21 protein-coding genes are annotated in these 19454 nt (G+C 44.9%); 8 read left to right on the forward strand and 13 right to left on the reverse strand.

From position 1 onward, the window contains the following. Positions 1–72 precede the first annotated feature (72 nt). The gene (locus BN3003_RS18085; protein ID WP_147645466.1) at positions 73–414 is read left to right on the forward strand and encodes a helix-turn-helix domain-containing protein; all 342 of its coding nucleotides are present in this window, start codon (positions 73–75) and stop codon (positions 412–414) included. Positions 415–441: 27 nt separating this feature from the next. Here the strand turns inward: BN3003_RS18085 and BN3003_RS18090 are convergent, their stop codons facing one another. The 8 genes from BN3003_RS18090 to BN3003_RS18125 form a co-directional block, all read right to left on the reverse strand. After that, positions 442–876, reverse strand: a complete 435-nt coding sequence (locus BN3003_RS18090) for a DUF1281 family ferredoxin-like fold protein (RefSeq protein WP_058358008.1) — start codon at positions 874–876, stop codon at positions 442–444. Further along, positions 873–1766 (reverse strand): recombination directionality factor, encoded by an 894-nt coding sequence (locus BN3003_RS18095; RefSeq protein WP_058358009.1) that lies wholly within the window; start codon positions 1764–1766, stop codon positions 873–875. The genes BN3003_RS18090 and BN3003_RS18095 overlap by 4 nt, the downstream gene beginning before the upstream one ends. Positions 1767–1929: 163 nt before the next feature. Further along, entirely contained in the window at positions 1930–2409 is a 480-nt protein-coding gene (locus BN3003_RS18100; RefSeq protein ID WP_058358010.1) for an antirestriction protein, read from the reverse strand. Positions 2410–2592: 183 nt separating this feature from the next. Continuing rightward, a complete protein-coding gene (locus tag BN3003_RS18105; protein ID WP_058358011.1) occupies positions 2593–3603 on the reverse strand; it encodes a YqaJ viral recombinase family nuclease in 1011 nt (336 codons plus the stop codon). Between the two features lie 100 nt (positions 3604–3703). After that, positions 3704–4717 (reverse strand): DUF932 domain-containing protein, encoded by a 1014-nt coding sequence (locus BN3003_RS18110; protein ID WP_058358012.1) that lies wholly within the window; start codon positions 4715–4717, stop codon positions 3704–3706. A gap of 9 nt (positions 4718–4726) precedes the next feature. Then, a complete protein-coding gene (locus BN3003_RS18945) occupies positions 4727–5029 on the reverse strand; it encodes a hypothetical protein (protein ID WP_147645467.1) in 303 nt (100 codons plus the stop codon). A 109-nt stretch (positions 5030–5138) separates the two neighbouring features. Then, on the reverse strand, positions 5139–5756 hold the full coding sequence (locus BN3003_RS18120) for a YagK/YfjJ domain-containing protein (RefSeq protein ID WP_058358014.1): 618 nt from the start codon (positions 5754–5756) through the stop codon (positions 5139–5141). A gap of 316 nt (positions 5757–6072) precedes the next feature. Beyond that, positions 6073–6294, reverse strand: a complete 222-nt coding sequence (locus BN3003_RS18125) for a helix-turn-helix transcriptional regulator (protein WP_058358015.1) — start codon at positions 6292–6294, stop codon at positions 6073–6075. Positions 6295–6837: 543 nt separating this feature from the next. Here BN3003_RS18125 and BN3003_RS18130 point away from each other — a divergent pair. From BN3003_RS18130 to BN3003_RS18155, 6 genes are all read left to right on the forward strand, one after another. After that, the gene (locus tag BN3003_RS18130; RefSeq protein ID WP_058358016.1) at positions 6838–7821 is read left to right on the forward strand and encodes a hypothetical protein; all 984 of its coding nucleotides are present in this window, start codon (positions 6838–6840) and stop codon (positions 7819–7821) included. A 527-nt stretch (positions 7822–8348) separates the two neighbouring features. Then, positions 8349–9317 carry a helix-turn-helix transcriptional regulator gene (locus tag BN3003_RS18135; RefSeq protein WP_058358017.1) on the forward strand — a complete coding sequence of 323 codons (969 nt, stop codon included), beginning with the start codon at positions 8349–8351 and terminating at the stop codon, positions 9315–9317. 154 nt (positions 9318–9471) lie between these two features. Then, positions 9472–10842, forward strand: a complete 1371-nt coding sequence (locus BN3003_RS18140) for a DUF262 domain-containing protein (protein ID WP_058358018.1) — start codon at positions 9472–9474, stop codon at positions 10840–10842. Beyond that, positions 10832–12712 (forward strand): DUF262 domain-containing protein, encoded by a 1881-nt coding sequence (locus BN3003_RS18145; protein ID WP_058358019.1) that lies wholly within the window; start codon positions 10832–10834, stop codon positions 12710–12712. Before BN3003_RS18140 ends, BN3003_RS18145 begins: the two co-directional genes overlap by 11 nt. A gap of 144 nt (positions 12713–12856) precedes the next feature. Beyond that, the gene (locus BN3003_RS18150; protein WP_058358020.1) at positions 12857–13246 is read left to right on the forward strand and encodes a hypothetical protein; all 390 of its coding nucleotides are present in this window, start codon (positions 12857–12859) and stop codon (positions 13244–13246) included. A 155-nt stretch (positions 13247–13401) separates the two neighbouring features. Next, entirely contained in the window at positions 13402–14157 is a 756-nt protein-coding gene (locus BN3003_RS18155; RefSeq protein WP_058358021.1) for a PP2C family protein-serine/threonine phosphatase, read from the forward strand. 182 nt (positions 14158–14339) lie between these two features. Here BN3003_RS18155 and BN3003_RS18160 read toward each other — a convergent pair whose 3' ends face one another. Next, positions 14340–14858: a carboxymuconolactone decarboxylase family protein gene (locus tag BN3003_RS18160; RefSeq protein ID WP_234333123.1), complete on the reverse strand. Its 519-nt coding sequence runs from the start codon at positions 14856–14858 to the stop codon at positions 14340–14342. On the opposite strand from BN3003_RS18160, the gene BN3003_RS18165 reads away from it, so the two are divergent. Next, entirely contained in the window at positions 14857–15801 is a 945-nt protein-coding gene (locus tag BN3003_RS18165) for a helix-turn-helix transcriptional regulator (protein ID WP_058358022.1), read from the forward strand. The two genes, BN3003_RS18160 and BN3003_RS18165, sit on opposite strands and share 2 nt — an antisense overlap. A 39-nt stretch (positions 15802–15840) precedes the next feature. Here BN3003_RS18165 and BN3003_RS18170 read toward each other — a convergent pair whose 3' ends face one another. The 4 genes from BN3003_RS18170 to BN3003_RS18185 all read right to left on the reverse strand — a co-directional run bounded on the left by BN3003_RS18170 (position 15841) and on the right by BN3003_RS18185 (position 19434). Beyond that, on the reverse strand, positions 15841–16302 hold the full coding sequence (locus tag BN3003_RS18170) for a flavin reductase (protein WP_234333125.1): 462 nt from the start codon (positions 16300–16302) through the stop codon (positions 15841–15843). A 213-nt stretch (positions 16303–16515) separates the two neighbouring features. Beyond that, a complete protein-coding gene (locus BN3003_RS18175; RefSeq protein WP_234333128.1) occupies positions 16516–17547 on the reverse strand; it encodes a methionine synthase in 1032 nt (343 codons plus the stop codon). A 21-nt stretch (positions 17548–17568) separates the two neighbouring features. After that, positions 17569–18573, reverse strand: coding sequence for a DUF1852 domain-containing protein (locus BN3003_RS18180; RefSeq protein ID WP_234333129.1), 1005 nt, complete (start codon positions 18571–18573; stop codon positions 17569–17571). 402 nt (positions 18574–18975) lie between these two features. Beyond that, positions 18976–19434 carry a YaiI/YqxD family protein gene (locus BN3003_RS18185; RefSeq protein ID WP_058358025.1) on the reverse strand — a complete coding sequence of 153 codons (459 nt, stop codon included), beginning with the start codon at positions 19432–19434 and terminating at the stop codon, positions 18976–18978. Positions 19435–19454: the final 20 nt, after the last annotated feature.

Genomic DNA, 19454 nt, shown 5'->3' on the forward strand with positions numbered 1-19454 from the left:
ACACCTTTTAAGGTTGTTCATGTCAATGAGTTTGTACGCAACCATTGAGGTTGATTAAAAGTGGTGTGTGACATGGACAAAGTAAGCATCAAACAAAAATTGGGTAAGTCGATTGCCAAGGCACGCATTGCCCAAGACATGACTCAAGAAGCGGTGGCTGAGAAACTGGGCATAGGCAATGAGGCGATGTCACGCATAGAGCGTGGTATTGTCGAGCCGTCGATTACCCGTATTTTTGAATTGGCCGAGATTTTGAAGTGCGATGTGCAAACCTTGTTGGGAGAGGCTACCCCCAATTTGAATGACAAGGTATTGGAGTTGTCGCAAAAGATGGAGCAACTCAATACCCAAGAACAAGGCTTTGTGCACCTGCAAAGCCTGCAACTGATTGAACAATTACAACGCTACAAATAAACCAAGCCACCTGAACGTGGCTTGGTTCTATGCCCACATGGCTTCATGTTGGTAATGTTCATCTTCTTGGTGATGTGACAGACCATACAAGCATGCCTTGGCATTGTGGTATTGGTACACGCAAACTACCTCTGGCCACCGCGCCATCAAGGCTTGGTAGACTTTTACAGGCGGTGACCATATCGTGCTGAAGTTAAGTTGCAATGAGGTTTCGGTTTCCTCCTTATGGGTTAATACACCATTACTGGCTGTACTCCAGTGTTGGGTACGCCAACGCTTGAGCTGCTGCACAAACACATGATTGCGTTTGGCCAGTTGCAGGGTTTGCGGTGGTGGTAACAGCAGACTGAAATCCAGTACAGGCTTGGTTGAGGTAGGTTCAAGCAGTAATGACTGCTTGATTGCAGCGATGCTCTCAGCATTGCCCATCAGCAATAACACATTGTGACACTGATGTTTCATGGTGCAGCCTCCTGTGTTTTGGGCAATAACTTCTGTTTCAGACTGGTGGTGGATTGCACTTCAATACCTGACGGTGGTTCTTGATTGGTAGTAGGATAAAACTCTTCCACCACTTCCAAGCCTTCATCTTCGGTGACTTCGAATTCACCATTGGCAAAGCCCAGTTTGGCCGCATGGTCTAGGGCTTGTTGGTCAAAGCCAGCTTGTTGTCGGTTAAGATTGGTTTCTGTGGCCATGGCAATGGACTGAGCCAAACTGTGTTCAGGCCGTGTGGTGATATCCACATAGAAGATGGCTTGCCGAAAAGATTGTGTGGTGGATTTACCGCGGATGCGCAGTGCCAACGGTAAACTGGCCAATTGATTGTTAGACACGGCACTGAAATAATGCAAACGGCTGAGTAAGGTACGGATGCTGTTGTAACCTGTGGTGCGAAACACAAAAGTGCCCAACTCGTCTTCGTCACCTATCAATACATTCAAACGACCATACGGTTTGCAATAGCCTGCTTGGCCATATTCACAAGCCATAGGGCTAGGACAAGCCAATGATTCCATGCCTTTGGCTGTCATGCGTTTACAGGTTTCACCATTGCCCACGCACACAGGCCGACCTGTTTTGTGGTCAAACATGGAATACTGAGCACGAAAGTTTAAATCAGGGTCATTGAACAGCAAGCGAATGGGGATGATGCGTAACTTACTGCTGTCTTCTCCTTGCCGCAATTCTGTGTCCAATGGATGTTTCACCCACTGGCCTTTGCTTTGCACTTGGGTGGTGATGGTGAATTCATCGTCTTTCTCGGGCATGCGTTTGCCGTTCTTCTCAACCACTTTACCGATGGAGATGCGCCCCAATACGGGAGGGGTAATGGCGAGTCCTTTGATCATGGTATGACTCCTTAAATAAAAATATTCCCCCAATGGCAAACAGCCCCACTGCAAAGTGAGGCTGTTGGTTTGAGGGGTATGGAACAGTGTTGCTGGGAATGCCCTTACTTAATGCAGCAGAAATGAACATGCATGCGGTAAGATATGAGTGATTAATGGTTGCTTAATCTATCAATTTCAGAATGGTGTTGCTGCTTGGGTGTTCCAAAGCAAAGTCACGCAAGGCATGGAAACTGGTGATCACTTTGTGCAATTCGTCTGAATCGGTCTGTAAATTAAAAGACAAGTCTGACAAGGTCATCAAACTAACCACAATCGAAGCGGTTTCCGCATCCACTGTGGCACTGCTGCCATTGGGGCTGTTCACTGTGATGGTATTGTCGTCATCCAGTGCCATCACAAAGCCACCCTTACTGAGGTGGTAAAACTCCCAATAACCACCGTCGTATGGCTCCAAAAATTGCTTGGCAAGGTAAAACAGGCAGTTTTGAAATACCGCATGGGCTCTGCCCAAATAGTGAGGTAGGAAATACAGCCTTTGGCCGATTGCACACTGGGTTTTGTTGATGGGTGTGGTTGCAAGAACATTGGTATTGGTGCTTACTTGGCTTAGGGTTTCTTTATTGGTTTGAATATCGGACATGGTTTTTCCTTGGGGTGGGTTAAGAATGGGTGTAACGGGATAGAGGGTGTAGAGACATCAGCAGTACAACGCTTTAATGCCTCACAAACAAAACAGCCACCTTCGGGTGGCTGTGTGTCAGGTGATGCTAATTAATGAGAAGGACTTGGTTTGAATTGAATTCTTTTGAATCATGTGTAAGAGTTAAGCCAGTACCGTAAACCGTCTGCTGCCTGCTCTAGTAGTGAAGTATGGAGCCACCAAGTCTGGATGTTCTTGGCTCAGTGTTTTGCTGTCCAATACCTTGGCATCAGCGGTTTTCTTCCACGCAACCGAGCCGTTGCGAAACTGGGCATGGCTGTGTTCGGCCATGGTTTGTTGGATGCGTTGCTTTAACAGGCTTTCTTTGGCTTTGTAATCGTCCAAATGATTGCGTATGGTCAGCAACTCATCAAACACCGCATTCATATCGGCATCGTAAGTCAAATCCAGAATGTGGCCATTGTCGTGTTGAAACAAGGCTTGTAAGGCCTGGGCAGCAGAATCACTGCCATCGGCTGCGGGAGGAATGTTGTTTTCTACATGCCACCAGAACTGTGCTTCCAATTCAATCAGCTGGGCAATCAAGGCTTCATCTCGATACACACGATGTATCTGCAAATCTTGCCCTGCTATCAATACCGCGACATCGGCAGCTTGTTTGCCTGTCACTGCCAATTGGTGCATCACCTGTACCAATACATATTCAGGCACACTGTCTTTCCATGCCTTGGCACCATAAGCGCCTGCGGTTTTGCATTCCAAGATTTGTACATCGGATTGGCCTATGACCTCACGGTCGATATTGGCCAACATAAAAGGATGCTCAGGGTGTTGCAGGATGGCATTGACCTTACGTACCTTATTGCCTGTGCGTTTGCTGTAATGGGTGGCTACTATCGGCTCCAATACTGTGCCCCAATAAGTGGGGTGGGTATCATCGCTGGGATTAATCTGATTCAAGCTCTGTTCAGGTTGGGTTTTTTCTATCCATAGAGCCAAACGGGATTGATAAGGGTTTAAGCCCAAAGCAGTGGCTGCATCAGAACTGCCCAAGCCTGAGCGTCGGGCTTCTAGCCATTCATCACGGCTCAAGTCTTTGGTCTTAACCAAACGCAGTGGTGATTTGGCTTTGGCGATGTGATGGGTATTGTTACGGGTTTTCGGGAGGTTCATCTTCATTCCTTTCAGACATAAAAAATCCCCCAGCGGCCACAGCCACCAGGGGAGCAAGTCATTCAAGATAAGGGAATAATACAGTATTTAAGATAAAGGTCTAAGCCACCAATTGCAAGGCTTGTTCCAAGGCTTTTTGTTTCATTTGTGCGCCATTGCCAAACCAAGCAGAGTCTACGCGGTTTTCAGAAGAGCGGGCTTGGCGTTCATGGTCCACAAATTCGGTCACCGCACAGAGCAAACCCCAAGCCGTGTCTTTGGCTGCGGTCAATTCGGCACCTCGGCCTTGACCGTTATACATGGCCTGTAACTTCTTATAGGCACGCTCATTGGGAATGATGTTGTCTGCTGGACCATTCACCAATTTCAAATGGGATTTGTGGCCAAGGGCTGGAACCACATCTGTTGAATTACTGCTTAATAAGGTTTCAAAGTAACGGTTGGCTTCTTTGACATTGACCTTGCGTTCAGACAAGACTTTCATCTCGTACATGAATTGATCCCACTGTGAGACCGCAATGCCCAGCCGTTGTTTGACCGCATCGGCATCGAAGTTAGAGCGGTGAGACACTTTAACCGCTTGCTCAGACCCACTTACTGCAATCGATAAAGTGTTGTTACACACCACACGCACCGTCGTGGGCATCGCTACCGTAGCCAAGCTGCCATCACAAGAAGTGGCCAATAACACATAGCCATTGATCACATCAGTGCCTTTCAAGACCGTGGCCTTGCCTGTGCGTGCCAATGCCCAAAACTTGCGCCCACCCTTGAGCACACCTGCGGTTTCCAATTCAAAACCTGCATACTCGGTTAAGTCACGGTAAAACTCCAATACCTCCATGGGCTGTACCACTTGGTAGCGGTTAGAAACCACTGACAAAGCTGTGTTGGTATCGCTGCGGTACAAGACTTTTTGCTCAGGGGATGAGCCAAACATGGAGACGTGACTGGGGGCATCAATGGCAAAGTGCACAGGTGACTCTTTGATTTGCCAATCCATGCCAGCGGCCTGAGCCCATACTTCTATTGCTTGTTTCTTAGGTAGTTGCTCACCTAAGCCATGCCAAGGGGTTTGGCCTGTGTAGGCCATGGTTTCAATTAAATGTGCCATAGTTCGCTCCTAGTCCCAATATCTGCGTTGTTTGAATTCATGCCCACAAGCCATACACACGCAGTTGTTTAACAAATGCTCATCAATGACCATGCCGATTTCACCACCCACCAACGAGCCAGTCTTGGCAAACGTGATGTATTGGTAAACCTGCTGTGGCAATTTGGGTATCGGTAATTTGTTTCCAAAGAAAGGAAACAACATACCAACAGCGATACCTCCCACCGCCCCTAAGACTTGGCCAACGGTTTGAGCGGTTTTTCTTTGTTGAATATGGTGTAAGCCACATTCAGGACAACAGTGATAGTCCATGTTTCACCTCACGAAAAAGCCCAAGACATTGCTTGGGCGGGTTAATGACACATGGATGGTATGTGTTTGAAATTATCTATAATCAATTCTCATTCATTCACATCGGCCTTCAATACAGTCTGGGCCTGCCTGCATTGTGATTAATACTGCCTTTTAGCTGCCCTCTAAAGAAAGTGCGAGGAGTACGTTGCCCAGATGGGAATTGGCTCAGTGTCATTTCATCGAATTTACAAAAGTAAGCTGCCACATCATTCAATACCCTGCGCTTGTCTATTTCATGGTATTCCACCATACCAATGCCTGTTTGTTCATACTGCCTGGCATGACAGTTAAAGTAGTAAGCCAATTGTTGTCCCACTATGGTATTGACCCAATAGTCTCCAATTCGAATTGCTTTGTGGGAAGCATTAATAACTTTATTCCCATCAAAAAAGAACATGGCATGTAAATGCCAACCTTTCTGCTCACCATATTCCAGTTTCATTAGATAAGTTAGCATATGGTTGAATATGCTGTTACTACGACTGTAGTTTCTGAGTTTGGCAATATAGTCTTTGATATGAGACTGCTGTAGTTGGTGCGCATAGGCATCGTTAAAGCATAAATCCAATCTGACCACCAATACCTTGGAGTAGTTGGTAAACAGGTCATCAAGCAATTGATGGACTTCTCTGAGATTGCGTTGGTTGTATGCGTATTCTGAAACAAAGGTTTGATTTTGGTACATTGTGATTTCCTGATATTGATTGCATCTCGCACTTTCATCAGGGAAGGGTTTAATACTGGCTGGCTGAATGGATTTAATATTTGGCTATAATTAATTGAATACTTATAAATTATATTTAAATCCTAAATTACGATTGCCAGTCAAAGGCCGTAAATAACCCATGGTGAATGATAAAAATGATGGAGATTTAAACAATAAATAATAGATTTGAGCTACATAGTTAAGATAAGTATGGAATTCGATGCCCCAAAACAAATGACCCCAATCTTTTAAAATTGAGGTCATTTATTGGAGTTCGATGCAAATAGGCAAGATATTAGGAAGTTAAATTCTGATTTGGATTTCTTTTGCTCATTACCCAAGCATCAATCTCAGATTCTATCCAGCGGTTTATACCACCCATGTTTTTAAGGGGTTTAGGGAAATCAGGTTTATAGCGTTTTGACTTAGGATTCATCCAATCGTAAATGGTCGATTTACCAGCTGAAATCTTTTGGGCAACTTCGCGTATGTTTAATAAGTTGATGTCTGATGCCATGATTTGAACTCCATTTGAAATATAAAGATGGAAGTGAATGTGCAATTTGATACTGCTGACAACTCACTCTCATACATGGCTATTGCTGAGAAATTTTATATATAAATAAAATCTCATTATTCAAATCTCTCATTTATATGTCTGAATATTTCAATTCAAAATGAAATTTATCAACTATCTTAATAACTTCACCATTTCATTCCACTGAGTACTTTTAAGTAAATATGTGTGTTTTGGACTAGATACTCTTATGCATCTTCTATCCAAATTTTAAATACAAAAAATTCATCAATGAGAGTGCTGAATAAACCGTCAATGCTAAGTTTTAAATATGATAAGCAAAATAAAGAATCAAAAAATAATTATATATACTATATTTAAAGATAATTTATTACAGACATTATGATAAATATCTTTATTTATCATAATGATAATTTTTTAAGTATGCTTATATATATACATAAATATGATTTAAATATATAAATAATGCCGATAAAATATTATTTATATAAATAAAAAATATTATTTAAATAAGGATTAAATATGTTGATAAATTTAAATAAAAGTCCAGACTCAGAAGTATTATTTTGCATTTTGGGATCTAAGTTGAAAGACAATATTAAAATTTTTGATTATGCAAATTTACCAATTAATGAATTAAAGCAAATAATTGAAACTAAGCTCATAAGAAATCAACCAGTAATTAGCAAAAATGACTTGACACCAGATGAAAAGATAGCTGTAACTTGGTCGAATTATATAAAGCAATTTAAAGGTTTTACGACCAATTGGAATGTATTTTGGGAATCATCAGAACGCATGACATTTTTTGTATGGTTATGCATTAAACGAAAAGGGTATTACGACAATAGCGGTAGATATATTAGGCCTTATTTGGATATCTTTAATTTCCCAAATGACCTACACAATATTAATCAACGCAAAGATTATATAAGAAGATACTTGATTTTGATGTCATTTATTGAAGATATTCAATATATTTTAAATGAACTTAAACGTGACTGGGAACGAATAGCTGCATTAGGTGTAGATATTGGAAATATTAAAACAATTGATTCGGATTTAGAAATTTGGTTATGGGAAAAATTTCAACTCATTAAAATGAGATGGTTTAGGCCTTCTCATAATTTAACAAATATCAAAAATCTCCCAAACGTTCAGGGATATGCAGTAGCTAGTGATAATAAAAATCATTTATATAATTCTGTTTCACGTCCTCTTGATCGAAAAGAAATGCTAAATGTAATACAAGGAGAAATTGACCTAGCTTGTCTAGATGATTATACAAATAAAACAATTAAACAGAAGCTAAGTATGGCTTATAGTAATAAAATATTCCAATTGAAAAAAAAGATGCTTTCACCATTGAATACCCATTTAGATGAAAAAACATTTAAACAATTGAAACAACTTCAAATGCTTTATGGATTTAACAAAGCTGATATGCTGACTTACCTGATTTCAGAAAGTTACAATTTAAATAATAAAGGCAAAACTAAAAATTGATTCCAGCTTAAATGCGTGATATTAACTAGGAGCTACTCTCATTTGTCTTTTCCGAGCGTGTAATGCTCCTCCACCTGAGTAGCCCTAGTTTTTAAATGAATTCAATTTACATATCCCTACCAATAAAAGCATACAAAATTAGCGAGCTAAAATGTTGCTACAGATGATGCTACTAACATAAATAGTATCAATAAAAAATTATAAATTACAAACAATTAGACAATATTTACAACACCTGTTGGCGAGGCTTAAAGTCCCATTGCAATACCATTCCAAACTGTAATACCTTCCTCAAAAAACACCACCATCCATCATCAATCTGTATTCCTTTCAGACAGCACTGTTGCGGTGATGGCATCGCGGTGGCTTATGCACGCTGTTTTCTGCTGCATACCTCACTGTGCCAATCGACAATGGGCGCATTTTGGGTTCAAATACCATGGGCATTTGAGCACCCACCAAGACACTGTTGTGGCCTACAAAACCACCATTGCACACCTCTCTTTACATCAACAAGACTTGTTACCATGCGCCAGCGTACCGACACCTTAGACACGACCATAGCCTACATCGAAATTTTACGCATCATCCCCAAAACCCGTTACATCAGTGCACAAGACATTGCTGAGCATTTAAAACATTTGGGTTTTGAGCGTGACATACGCTCCATCCAACGCATCATGAACAAACTGTGTGAGCATTTTGAAATTGAATGCAATATGCAGAGCAAGCCTTATGGTTATCGTTGGAAAGCCTATGCCAAGGGTTTGGAAGTCCCCATCTTGAATGCCAAAGAATCATTGATGCTTAATTTGGCTGAAAAGCAACTGAAGTATTTATTGCCAGCCAATATCTTAAAGAGCTTGGAGCCCATCTTTTATCAGGCAAGAATCAAGCTGCAAGCATTTGATGCGTCCAACCACGCAGAACAAGAATGGGTGAATAAAGTGGTGGTGGCTCCCACCAGCCAAGTATTGTTGCCGGCCAAAGTGGATGAAACGATTTTAGACGAGGTCAGTGCCGCCTTATTTGCCAACCGTTGGCTAGATGTGGCGTACCGAAACCAAACCGGTGTCAGTCTTTGCAAACGGGTCATGCCACTGGCCTTGGTACAGCAAGGCCCCACCCTGTATTTGGTGGTGCAATTTGAAGGCTATGAAGACATACGCCACTTGGCCTTACACCGCTTTTTGTCTGCCACCATGACCCACTTTTCTTTTGAACGGCCCGCAGATTTTAATTTACAACATTACCAATCCGAAGGCCGTTTTGGCTTTGGTACGGGCAAGAAGATTACCTTGCGCTTCAAGATAGGCCATACGTCTGGCTTTCATTTAACCGAAACACCGTTATCCACTGACCAACAGATTCTCGAAGCAAGCCAAGAGCATTACCACATTCAGGCCACGGTCTACGACAGTGAAATGTTGGATTGGTGGTTGGCCAAATTTGGCGACGATGTTTGGGAGCTAGAAAAAATTCCTGTCGACCAATAAGATCAATGCACAGAGCCGTTTGCACCTTGCAGGCGTTTGTATGCGACACAACTTGTCGCATACTACGCTTTTAATGTCACAGCCAGCGAAGACAGCGACAGCTGCATGCATCAAGCTGCACAACCCAGAACCCAACCCTTGAGTCGAGAAAGACATGAGTCTACACCCAACGCCAGACATTGCGACCATACTGCCCATACAACAAGTATTGGATTTAAAGCCCCGAATTCCCGACTACCAACGGCCATACAAATGGCAAGCACAACATGTGTCCCAATTATTTCATGACCTCTTGCTGCATTTTGAACAAGGAAAGCAATACCGCATCGGCACCGTGGTCTTGCACCAACACCCACATGGTCAAATTCATGACATTGTAGATGGGCAGCAGCGTCTCATTACTTTGTCTTTATTGCTGCACGCACTGGGAAACGATAACAGTCATTTATTGCATGAAAAATTGGGTCACAGCATCAGCCATAACAACCTCATGCAAAACCACCAATTTATTCAGTATCTGCTCAGTGACTGTGCGCAAATTGATAAAAAGCGCTTTGCCCAATACATCTTGGGCAAAGACGAGGACAATAATGTGGGCTGCGACATGGTCTGCGTCACCTTAAACAATTTGGATCAAGCCTTCCAATTTTTTGACAGCCAAAATGCCCGCGGCAAGCCATTAGAAGCTTACGATTTGCTCAAAGCCTATCACTTGCGTGCCATGCAAAACCGGCCTGTAAACACGGTGCACCAATGTGTGGCCAATTGGGAAAGTGCGGCACAGGCGGATGAACACAGCCCCAATTTGTACAAAATCATCAATTTGGTTTTGTTCAGGTTGCGGCGTTGGCACCAGCAACAAAGCGGCGACCAATTCACCAGCCAAGAACTGGATACCTTCAAAGGCATTGCTGAAACGGCTGAATATCCCTATTTGCACAACACCATCGCCGCGCGCACCATGTTGCAAGCGGCTAGCCACAATCCCATGATGTTCCATCCCCGCTTTTTACAGGCCGGTTTTCAAGCCCAGCAAGCATTGATTAATGGCGAATGGTTTTTTCACTATATTGAGCATTACCGCCAACTGTATGCAGAATTGTTTCATCCTCAAACAGGACTGTTGGCGCACATACGCACACTGGGACAAGTGGCTTTCGACACCAATCTCATCGATTATTTAAATACTTACAAGAACAATTGGCGTGCGGGGGATCAGTATTTGCGTGAACTGTTTGAATGCACCGTGCTTGCGTATGTTGATAAGTTTGGCGCCACCCAATTGGAGCCTTTTCTGTATAAAGCCTTTGTTTGGGTCTACCAAAAACGTTTGCAATGGCAGCGCATCACTTTTAATACCATCGATCAAGTCGCACTAGATCGTGGCAGTCTGTTGCTCTGTATAGCGCAAGCATTGCAGCCCAAAGCCGTGATGCAATTTATGAATCAACCCTTATCTGACATGCGCTTTGACAATGTGGATGACAAAATGAAAGAATTATTGGGAGTAAGCGATGCAAAATAATCAACAATCCATACAAACCCTGTCGGTTGACTCCTTACTGAATCACGATCAATACATCATCCCCATCTATCAGCGCAATTATGCGTGGGGCAATGATGAAATTGAAGCCTTAATCAATGACATCAACCATGCCATGGCGCGCGATGCTCAGAGCCAGTATTACATAGGCAGCTTGGTGGTGTTTAAGCGCGATGATGGGCAATTTGAAGTCATCGATGGGCAACAGCGCTTAACCACTCTCGGCATTTTAAGTGCCTATTTGCAGCAATTGGATCATTTACAGGCCGATATCAAAGCCTTGCTTCCACTTGAACGCAATACGGGCTTTGAATACCGTGCCGATTCTGAGCATGCTTTCAATCATCTTTTTTCGACAACGGCAGATTTGCCCAGCAATTTCCAAGCCGCCATCCAAGCCTTTAAAAAGCATTGGCCTGAGAATGATGAGCAAAGCCAAGAGCGGGCCCGTTTTTTGCTGCACAAAGTGCACATCATTCGCACAGAAGTACCACCGCAAACAGATTTAAACCATTATTTTGAAATCATGAATACCCGTGGCGAACAGTTGGCCAAACATGAGGTGCTCAAAGCCCGCTTAATGAGCCGCCTTGCCGCCCAAGACTGTAGCAGCCATGAACAATCTGCTTTTGCCGCCATCTGGGATGCCTGCTCAGACATGAACCGTTATATGGTGTTGGGCTTTCCGAGTGACAGCAGAAAAAATATCTTTGGCGATGCTTGGCAGCGCTTGCCACAGGATTTTGATGCCATCAGCACAGCATTGACCCAGCAAGATGAGCATACAGAGCGTAAATCCATACTGGAAGTGATACAGGGCAAGCACATCAATCAGGTGTCAGCCGCAACAGAGGCTTCAGGACGATTTAATCCTGTCATTGATTTTCCCAACCTGTTGATGCACGTATTCAAAATTTTCAACCACGACGCGCACTTGGATATAGATGCACGCGCTATTGCCTTGGATGAAAAAACCTTATTGGAAAGTTTTGCGGTCTTGGTACAAAAAGATGCCGATGAGATTAAGCGTTTTGCCATGGCATTGTGTCAATGTCGTTTCCTTTTTGACAAATACATCATCAAAGCCGACACATCCAAACAGCAAGATGACCATTGGTCTTTGGCCACCATCAAGCCTTACAATAAACACTCCTACCAATACCACAATGCGTTTGCAGACAATAAGCGGGTCGAGCTGTTGCTGTCCATGTTCCATGTTTCACACCCATCGCGCATTTACAAAAACTGGCTGTACGCAGTTTTAAAATGGTTGTATGACTCGCCTGCCCGTACCCACCTGAATACCGAGCTGGATGCTGAGTCTTACATCGCCTTTTTAGAAGACTTAAGTGACCGCTATTATTTTGGCCATTACGGCGCAGGCACCGACTTTTTTGATTTAATCAATCAAGCAAGCTTTGTTCGGCCTACTTATCCATCTGATGAAGTCATGTCCGAAAAATTGCAAAATATGCTTAACAGCGGTGGCACCGCCATTCCCAATTTCATCTTCAACCGCTTGGATTATTTATTGTGGCAAAAAGAGGGACAAGATTTCAGATTCACGTTCAGAAATTCGGTTGAGCATTTTTATCCTCAAAATCCACCAGATGAAATATTTAAGTTGGCAGACGATGAAGACTTACACTGTTTGGGAAATCTCTGCCTGATTTCTCAAAGCCATAACTCTCGCTTTAGCAATAATATGCCCAAGGCCAAGAAAGCAAACTTTATCAACACGGAGCACAACAGCCTTAAATTGCAAATCATGATGCAAGAGGCCGACACTTGGGATAAGGCCAGCATACGAAATCACCATCAAGCAATGATCAATGTGCTGAATCAGCCATAACCCCATCGCCAAACACACATGCCATATTGAATTCAATATGGCATTGCTCATTTGTAGCGACACAGAATGTCGTATGCAGCCGCCATAATGGTCATGGTCTCAGGCTCAGCGCCTCCATCAACCATGACTTAAAAGGACGACACCATGACGCAAGCAAAATTCTCTGCAGACATACACGATACCGAAGCGCAACTGTTTGTGGCCTTGGAGTTTGAAGCCTTGAACATGGAAATCATCAGCATAAAACAATTGCAACAGCATTTTTCCTTGGGATACAACCAAGCAGCACGTTTTATGGCGTATCTGGCGAGCTCACCAATGTTTGAGGAAACCACGGTATTGGCGGCCAAACCAGAGTACCAAGACATTGAAATTGCCTTTCAGTATCTGGATTTGGATGCCCAAAAAAATACCCTGTCTGACTACAAGCAAGCCGTATTAGAAAGAAAAAATAGGATTGAAGAGCTGCAACTTCATTTCAGGCAACTCATGGAGGCAAGAAGATTAGAACGGAACGCGGCCAAAAAAGCTTAGACCCTTTTTCTCATATGTGTTGCAGTGCTTTTGGCAGATAAGGGCTGAGCTGGCAACTCACCCTATCCTCACCCAATCTCCACATCAGGACGGTGTAGGGAATATGCGGCCTGTAACACCTTTTATTCAATACCATTATTTAATGAAGGAAGACGATGTTACAACTGGCTTATTTTCAAATGGCAGGCAGTGGCAAAACCAAAAACCAAGATGCCTTATTTAATGGTGAAAACATGTGTCACGCCATTTTGCATAAGACCCGTTTGCTAGAGCCTCACCAGCTGCCTGTTCGCATTGCGGTTGCCGATGGGGTGTTTAACAGCCCTGCCGCACATTTGGCCAGCCGCTTTTGGATCAAGGCTTTTGCCCAATATGGCGATGAGCAAGGCCGGTTTTTGCGCCGGCATCATGGTCAATTTTGCGATGCGATGGCGGCACAGTATTTTGGTTCTGCCACCACGTTTGTGTCGGCCACCGTCTCTGCCCAGCAAATCTGCCATATTTGTAATGTCGGCGACAGCCGTGCCTACCGCATTGCCGCCTCCGGCGCATGGCAGCAAATCAGCCATGACCACACCGTGTTGGCTGATTTAATCGAACAAGGCGAAGCACTGCCCCAGCAAGAGTATGCCGAAATCTACCATGGCCTCGCCCACTGCTTGATTGCCGACAGTGACGAAGCCAATTTTAAAATCCATACCATGTCGTTCACCTTACAGGCCGGTGAAACCGTCTTGCTGTGTTCAGATGGCTTGTCCGATGCGCTGAGCCATGCCCAACTTGAACACATTTGGGGCGCCCATCACAGCCTTAGCGACAAACTGGAAGCACTGCGCAAAGCCATCAAAAAGCAAGGCTTTTATGATGATTGTTCCGTCGTTTGCGCCACATATCATGCCCCTCAAGACTGAACAGCCTCAGTGTTACCCATGCTCAATAGCCTTATTGTAGTAAGCTGCTGTTAAACCCTGTGACACACTGCCAGCACCAAAAAAACAGAGCCTCCCGATGGGAGGCTCTTAAAATACATTGCTCATTCACATTGCCGGCCACTGACATCAGCCCCATCAGTTACAGGCCGCATGCTAGGGGTTTAAGCCTGTAATTGGCTGCTGATGCCAACGCGGTTCCAAGTGTTCATGATAATGGCCAACCACTCTATGGCCGCGATTTGTTCCTCGGTATACAGCGTCAACGCATGTGCATACGCATGCTCAAACAGTGCGGGATTTTGAATGTGTGTTACCGCTTCGGCCAGCGCAAAGCCGGCTTTTTCGGCTTCGGAATACACGCCGGTTTCTTCCCAAGCCGAGGTCAAGGCGATGCGTTCTAGGTTTTCACCACATTTGGCCGCATCTTGTGCATGCATCTTCACGCAAAAAGCGCAGCCATTCAGCTGTGACACACGCAAGCGCAGTAAATGGCTGTAGCCGCTTGCCAAGCCCGCTGCCTCAAACAGTTTGTTGATTTCTGCATCCATGGCTGCCAATTTTTTATACGGCGTCGCATCCGGTTTTGCCAACACAATTCGTTTCATCGCTGTGACTTTCATCTTGATTGAGAAAGTCACATCGTATAAGTTAACGGTATCAAAAACGGAAACCTTTAACATGAAAAAAATCATTCTGTTGCATCAAATGGAGGTTTTCATCAAACATACAGGCCGCTTTACGCTGGCGCAATTGATGCAAGAGTTTCACATCTCTCGCAGCACCGCCTTGCGTTATATCTCGTCTTTAGAGGAATTGGGCGTGCCCATTTATTCTGAGCAAGGCCGCTATGGAGGCTATGTCATCGCCGACAGTTACCGCATTGACCCAGTGCGCTTTAGCGAAGAGGAAATCCATGCCATTTTGTTTGCCTTAGATGGCTTGGAAGTATTGAAAAGCAGCCCGTTCAAAAGCCATTTCTCCAACATCAGCACCAAGCTGATGCAGGTTTTGTCCAAGCAAAGCTACCAAACCTACGAGCGCATGCAAAAACACTTACAAATTCGCAACACCACCCAAATTTACCATGCCAAGCATCTGGAACAGCTGTTGCAAGCCATCTTGCAGCGAGTATTTTTGCGCATACACATGAATAAGCAAACCCATGTCATTAAGCCTTTGGCCTTGTGGTTTCAATCTGGCAAATGGTTATTGGCGGTCTTTGACATAGGCATCCATGATTTGCGCGTATTCAGGTGCGATTTAATCGACAAAGTTGCAGTCACACAAGTGCCCGAAGCGGTATTACAGGCTTTGCCCGATTTTCAGCCCATCCATTTGGGCAATTTCAATGAGTTAAGGCAAGAGCCACAGCAAGCGTATTTTGCCATCACCATCCGCAAAGAGGGCATGCCCTTGTTTTACAGCAAATCGTTTCCACAAATGGTTTTAAGCGAATTGGAAGATTGTGCGGTGATTACAGGCCGCTATAATGCAGAAGAAATGGATTATCTGCTGGATTACTGCAATCGCTTTTACCACTATTTGATCAATATTGAGCCCGCATCCTTAAAGCAGCAGCTCATCGACTTAACCAAAACCCATTTACAGCATTTGGAAGCTTAGTTCCACCCTATGCCCGTAACTGCGTGCCTGAGTACACCATTACGCGGCTTGCTCTTGCCCCACTGCGTGATAAGCGCGATTGAAATACACCAAGCTGGGATGGATATGGTTTTGTTGTATCGCGAGCACACGGCAAATCACAATGGCGTGGGTGCCGACTTCCTCTACTTGTTCAATCTGACAATCAAAACTCACCAAGGCATCGTCGAGTATCGGTGCGCCTGTTTCCAGTTCTGACCACTCGCCATGACTAAAGCGCTCTTCGGGGCTGATTTTGGCGGCAAACGCCTTGGAAATGTGCTCGTGTTGCGCGCTCAATACATTCACAGACAGGGTTTTATTGTGCATAAAATGCGCGTGTGAGCCAGATTGCGTATTCATACATACCAATAAGGTCGGGGGATTGTCGCTCACACTGCACACTGCCGAGGCAGTGAATCCAAAGCGGCCTGTAAGCCCTGCTGTGGTCACCACACTGACGGCACTGGTCAGCAAAGACATGGCATTTCGATGTGTGCTGGCTTCTATCATAAGAGGCTTTCTATTGTTTATTTTTTTGATGTTTGCATGCCTTAAACCTTTTCTCATGCGGCTAAGCTTTAGGCATTTGCACAAGAGATATGGCGATTTTTCGGTGCAATAAGGACAGCCACCGCTGCAATGAATTCACCTCATCACAGCGGCAGCCCTTAAGCCATACAGCAACAATGGCGATTACGCCGTCAATTCTTGGCGAATGATGGCAGCGCCGTCACTCAAAGCTTTGAGCTTGCCGCGTGCCACTTGGCGCGGCAACGGTGCCATACCGCAATTGGTCGACGGGTACAGCTTGTCGGCATCGACAAACTGCAAGGCTTTGCGCAAGGTATTGGCCACTTCCTCGGCGGTTTCTACTGTGTGGCTGGCGACATCAATGGCGCCTACCATCACTTTTTTGCCGCGGATTAACTCGATTAAATCCATAGGCACGCGCGAGTTTTGGCATTCCAACGACACGATGTCAATTTTAGACTGTTGCAATTTCGGAAAGGCTTCTTCGTATTGGCGCCATTCCGAACCCAGTGTTTTTTTCCAATCGGTATTGGCTTTGATGCCGTAACCGTAGCAAATGTGCACCGCGGTTTCGCACTTCAAGCCTTCAATCGCCCGCTCTAATGTGGCCACACCCCAATCGTTGACCTCATCGAAAAACACATTGAATGCTGGCTCATCAAATTGGATGATGTCGACACCGGCCGCTTCCAATTCTTTGGCTTCTTGATTGAGGATTTTGGCAAATTCCCACGCCAATTTTTCGCGGCTTTTGTAATGACCATCGTACAAAGTGTCGATCATGGTCATCGGCCCAGGCAGCGCCCATTTGATTGGCTGCTGGGTTTGGCTGCGCAAAAATTTGGCATCTTCCACAAACACCGGCTGTTTGCGCGCCACATCGCCCACCACCGTCGGCACGCTTGCATCATAGCGATTGCGGATGCGCACTGTTTCTCTGTGCTCAAAATCCACTCCTTCTAGGTGTTCGATAAACGTGGTGACAAAATGTTGGCGGGTTTGTTCGCCATCGCTGACAATGTCTATGCCCGCATATTGCTGCTCTTGCAAAGACAGGCGCAGCGCATCTTGTTTCGCGTCCAGCAATTCCTCACCGGCCAATTTCCAAGGTGACCACAGTTTTTCAGGTTCCGCCAACCAAGAAGGTTTTGGCAAGCTACCAGCAGTGGAAGTGGGTAACAGTATTTTCATCATGTGTCGTCTTTATGTGTGTGTTTATGCCGTGGCATATTGCTTAGTGGTGTAGTTTTTCGCCCATTGTTCCAACGTGTGTTGGTAAGGCTTGATGAACTGTTCCTCAGTAAACTTGCCCTGTTTCACCGCCAATTGGCTGCGCTCTTCGCGGTCATACACGATTTGGGTGAGCGAATAATCCTGATACTCCAAGCTTGGTTGGTAGCATTTGCCTGCCACCGAATTGGCATTGTAGATTTCAGGCCGGTAGATTTTTTGGAAGGTTTCCATGGTGCTGATGGCGCTGATGAGTTCCAGATTGCTGTAATCGCTGAGCAAGTCGCCAGCAAAATAAAATGCCAATGGCGCCACACTGTTGGCAGGCATGAAATAGCGCACTTTTAAGCCCATTTTGCTGAAATACTCATCGGTCAAGGAATAGGCATCTTGCTGATATTCAACCCCCAAAACCGGATGTTGGTTGTCGGTTTGGTGGTAAGTCTTGCTGGTGGACACGCTCAGGCAAATCACCGGCGCTTTGCTGAACTGCGCTTGATACGCGTCAGAATGCACCAAAGATTGAAACAATTTGCCATGCAAATCACCAAAATTATCGGGCACACTGAACACGGCTTGCTGTTTGCTGTGTTCCAACAACAACACGCTGAAATCGTAATCGCGCACATACGATGAGAAACTGTTGCCAACCAAGCCATCAATGCGTTTGTCGTTGTTGTGGTGATCAACAATGGTGGTTTTCAACATTTCGATGACTGGAAATGCATCGCCTTTGCCGTCTATGTCCATATCGGCAGAAATGATTTCGACTTCCACCGAATAGCGGTCGCCCTTAGGATTGTCCCAATGTGCCAAATCATTGAAGCGGTTGTTCATCATGCGCAAGGTATTGCGCAAATTCTCTTGGCGGCTCTCACCCCGCGCCAAATTGGCAAAATTGGTGGTCAGACGGGTGCTGTCTGCTGGATGGTAGTTTTCGTCAAAACAAATGCGCTTAATGGCAAATGTGAACGCGGTATTCATTGTCATTGGGTGCCCTAATTCTTCTCAAATCAAATCTCATTTAATTTGCACAGCGAAGCTTGCTGTTCATCCGCTTGGATGTGACCAAGCTTTGCTGTGCAAATGCATAAGATAGGTTTGTACCGAAGTTAAGCCATGAATGAAAATGATTTAATTTCATTTAAGCATGAGTGAGATTCATGTGAGAGTGTAGTCGTTTGGAATAGCAGGCATTAATCGCTGACAGTGGCGACAAGAAAGCGGCTAAGCGTTTTCATCTCCAGCAGAAAAAGCAGTAAACGAGGGGGCAAACAATGTGTAGGGAAACCTGTGTTGGCAAACCAAGGCGGCAAAACACCGAAGAAACACTTTGCAATGGCGCATCAATGGGACAGCTTGGATAATGTTGTGCTCTGTCCAATGATAATGTTAGCGCTGCGCTTCTTTTTTAATCGCTTGGATGATGCGGTCCAAACTGGACAAAAATGCCGAACGGTCGCGCGCTGCAAACGGCGCAGGCCCGCCGCTGACTTGTCCCATCTCTCTTAATTCGCGCATCAATTCACGCATGGCCAGAGCATGACCTATCATGTCATCGCTAAACACTTCGCCACGCACATTCAATGCCCGCGCCTGTTTCTTCAAACAGCGATCGGCCAAAGGAATGTCGGCGGTAATGCAAATGTCGTCTTTTTCAATGCGCTCGGCAATCCAGTTGTCCGCTTCATCCAAGCCTGAAGCAACCACCACCTGTTCAAACAAGGGGTTCAGAGGCACGTTGATGTAATGATTGGCCACCACTTTGACCGGCAATTGGTAGCGCTTGGCCACTTTGTACACTTCCTCTTTCACGGGGCAGCCATCGGCATCTATGTAAATCACCAACATGTTTAGTCTGTATCCTTAAC

Source organism: Vitreoscilla massiliensis, assembly GCF_001457815.1.
Classification (GTDB): domain Bacteria; phylum Pseudomonadota; class Gammaproteobacteria; order Burkholderiales; family Neisseriaceae; genus Vitreoscilla; species Vitreoscilla massiliensis.

Bases quoted from the DNA above. Each gene is read 5' to 3' on its own strand.
- BN3003_RS18090 (WP_058358008.1), bottom strand. From the start codon at position 876: ATGAAACATCAGTGTCACAATGTGTTATTGCTGATGGGCAATGCTGAG.
- BN3003_RS18120 (WP_058358014.1), bottom strand. From the start codon at position 5,756: ATGTACCAAAATCAAACCTTTGTTTCAGAATACGCATACAACCAACGC.
- BN3003_RS18160 (WP_234333123.1), bottom strand. From the start codon at position 14,858: ATGTTAAAGGTTTCCGTTTTTGATACCGTTAACTTATACGATGTGACT.
- BN3003_RS18150 (WP_058358020.1), top strand. From the start codon at position 12,857: ATGACGCAAGCAAAATTCTCTGCAGACATACACGATACCGAAGCGCAA.
- BN3003_RS18100 (WP_058358010.1), bottom strand. From the start codon at position 2,409: ATGTCCGATATTCAAACCAATAAAGAAACCCTAAGCCAAGTAAGCACC.
- BN3003_RS18180 (WP_234333129.1), bottom strand. From the start codon at position 18,573: ATGACAATGAATACCGCGTTCACATTTGCCATTAAGCGCATTTGTTTT.
- BN3003_RS18125 (WP_058358015.1), bottom strand. From the start codon at position 6,294: ATGGCATCAGACATCAACTTATTAAACATACGCGAAGTTGCCCAAAAG.
- BN3003_RS18085 (WP_147645466.1), top strand. From the start codon at position 73: ATGGACAAAGTAAGCATCAAACAAAAATTGGGTAAGTCGATTGCCAAG.
- BN3003_RS18135 (WP_058358017.1), top strand. From the start codon at position 8,349: ATGCGCCAGCGTACCGACACCTTAGACACGACCATAGCCTACATCGAA.
- BN3003_RS18105 (WP_058358011.1), bottom strand. From the start codon at position 3,603: ATGAACCTCCCGAAAACCCGTAACAATACCCATCACATCGCCAAAGCC.
- BN3003_RS18945 (WP_147645467.1), bottom strand. From the start codon at position 5,029: ATGGACTATCACTGTTGTCCTGAATGTGGCTTACACCATATTCAACAA.
- BN3003_RS18110 (WP_058358012.1), bottom strand. From the start codon at position 4,717: ATGGCACATTTAATTGAAACCATGGCCTACACAGGCCAAACCCCTTGG.
- BN3003_RS18170 (WP_234333125.1), bottom strand. From the start codon at position 16,302: ATGTCTTTGCTGACCAGTGCCGTCAGTGTGGTGACCACAGCAGGGCTT.
- BN3003_RS18130 (WP_058358016.1), top strand. From the start codon at position 6,838: ATGTTGATAAATTTAAATAAAAGTCCAGACTCAGAAGTATTATTTTGC.
- BN3003_RS18175 (WP_234333128.1), bottom strand. From the start codon at position 17,547: ATGATGAAAATACTGTTACCCACTTCCACTGCTGGTAGCTTGCCAAAA.
- BN3003_RS18095 (WP_058358009.1), bottom strand. From the start codon at position 1,766: ATGATCAAAGGACTCGCCATTACCCCTCCCGTATTGGGGCGCATCTCC.
- BN3003_RS18145 (WP_058358019.1), top strand. From the start codon at position 10,832: ATGCAAAATAATCAACAATCCATACAAACCCTGTCGGTTGACTCCTTA.
- BN3003_RS18165 (WP_058358022.1), top strand. From the start codon at position 14,857: ATGAAAAAAATCATTCTGTTGCATCAAATGGAGGTTTTCATCAAACAT.
- BN3003_RS18155 (WP_058358021.1), top strand. From the start codon at position 13,402: ATGTTACAACTGGCTTATTTTCAAATGGCAGGCAGTGGCAAAACCAAA.
- BN3003_RS18185 (WP_058358025.1), bottom strand. From the start codon at position 19,434: ATGTTGGTGATTTACATAGATGCCGATGGCTGCCCCGTGAAAGAGGAA.
- BN3003_RS18140 (WP_058358018.1), top strand. From the start codon at position 9,472: ATGAGTCTACACCCAACGCCAGACATTGCGACCATACTGCCCATACAA.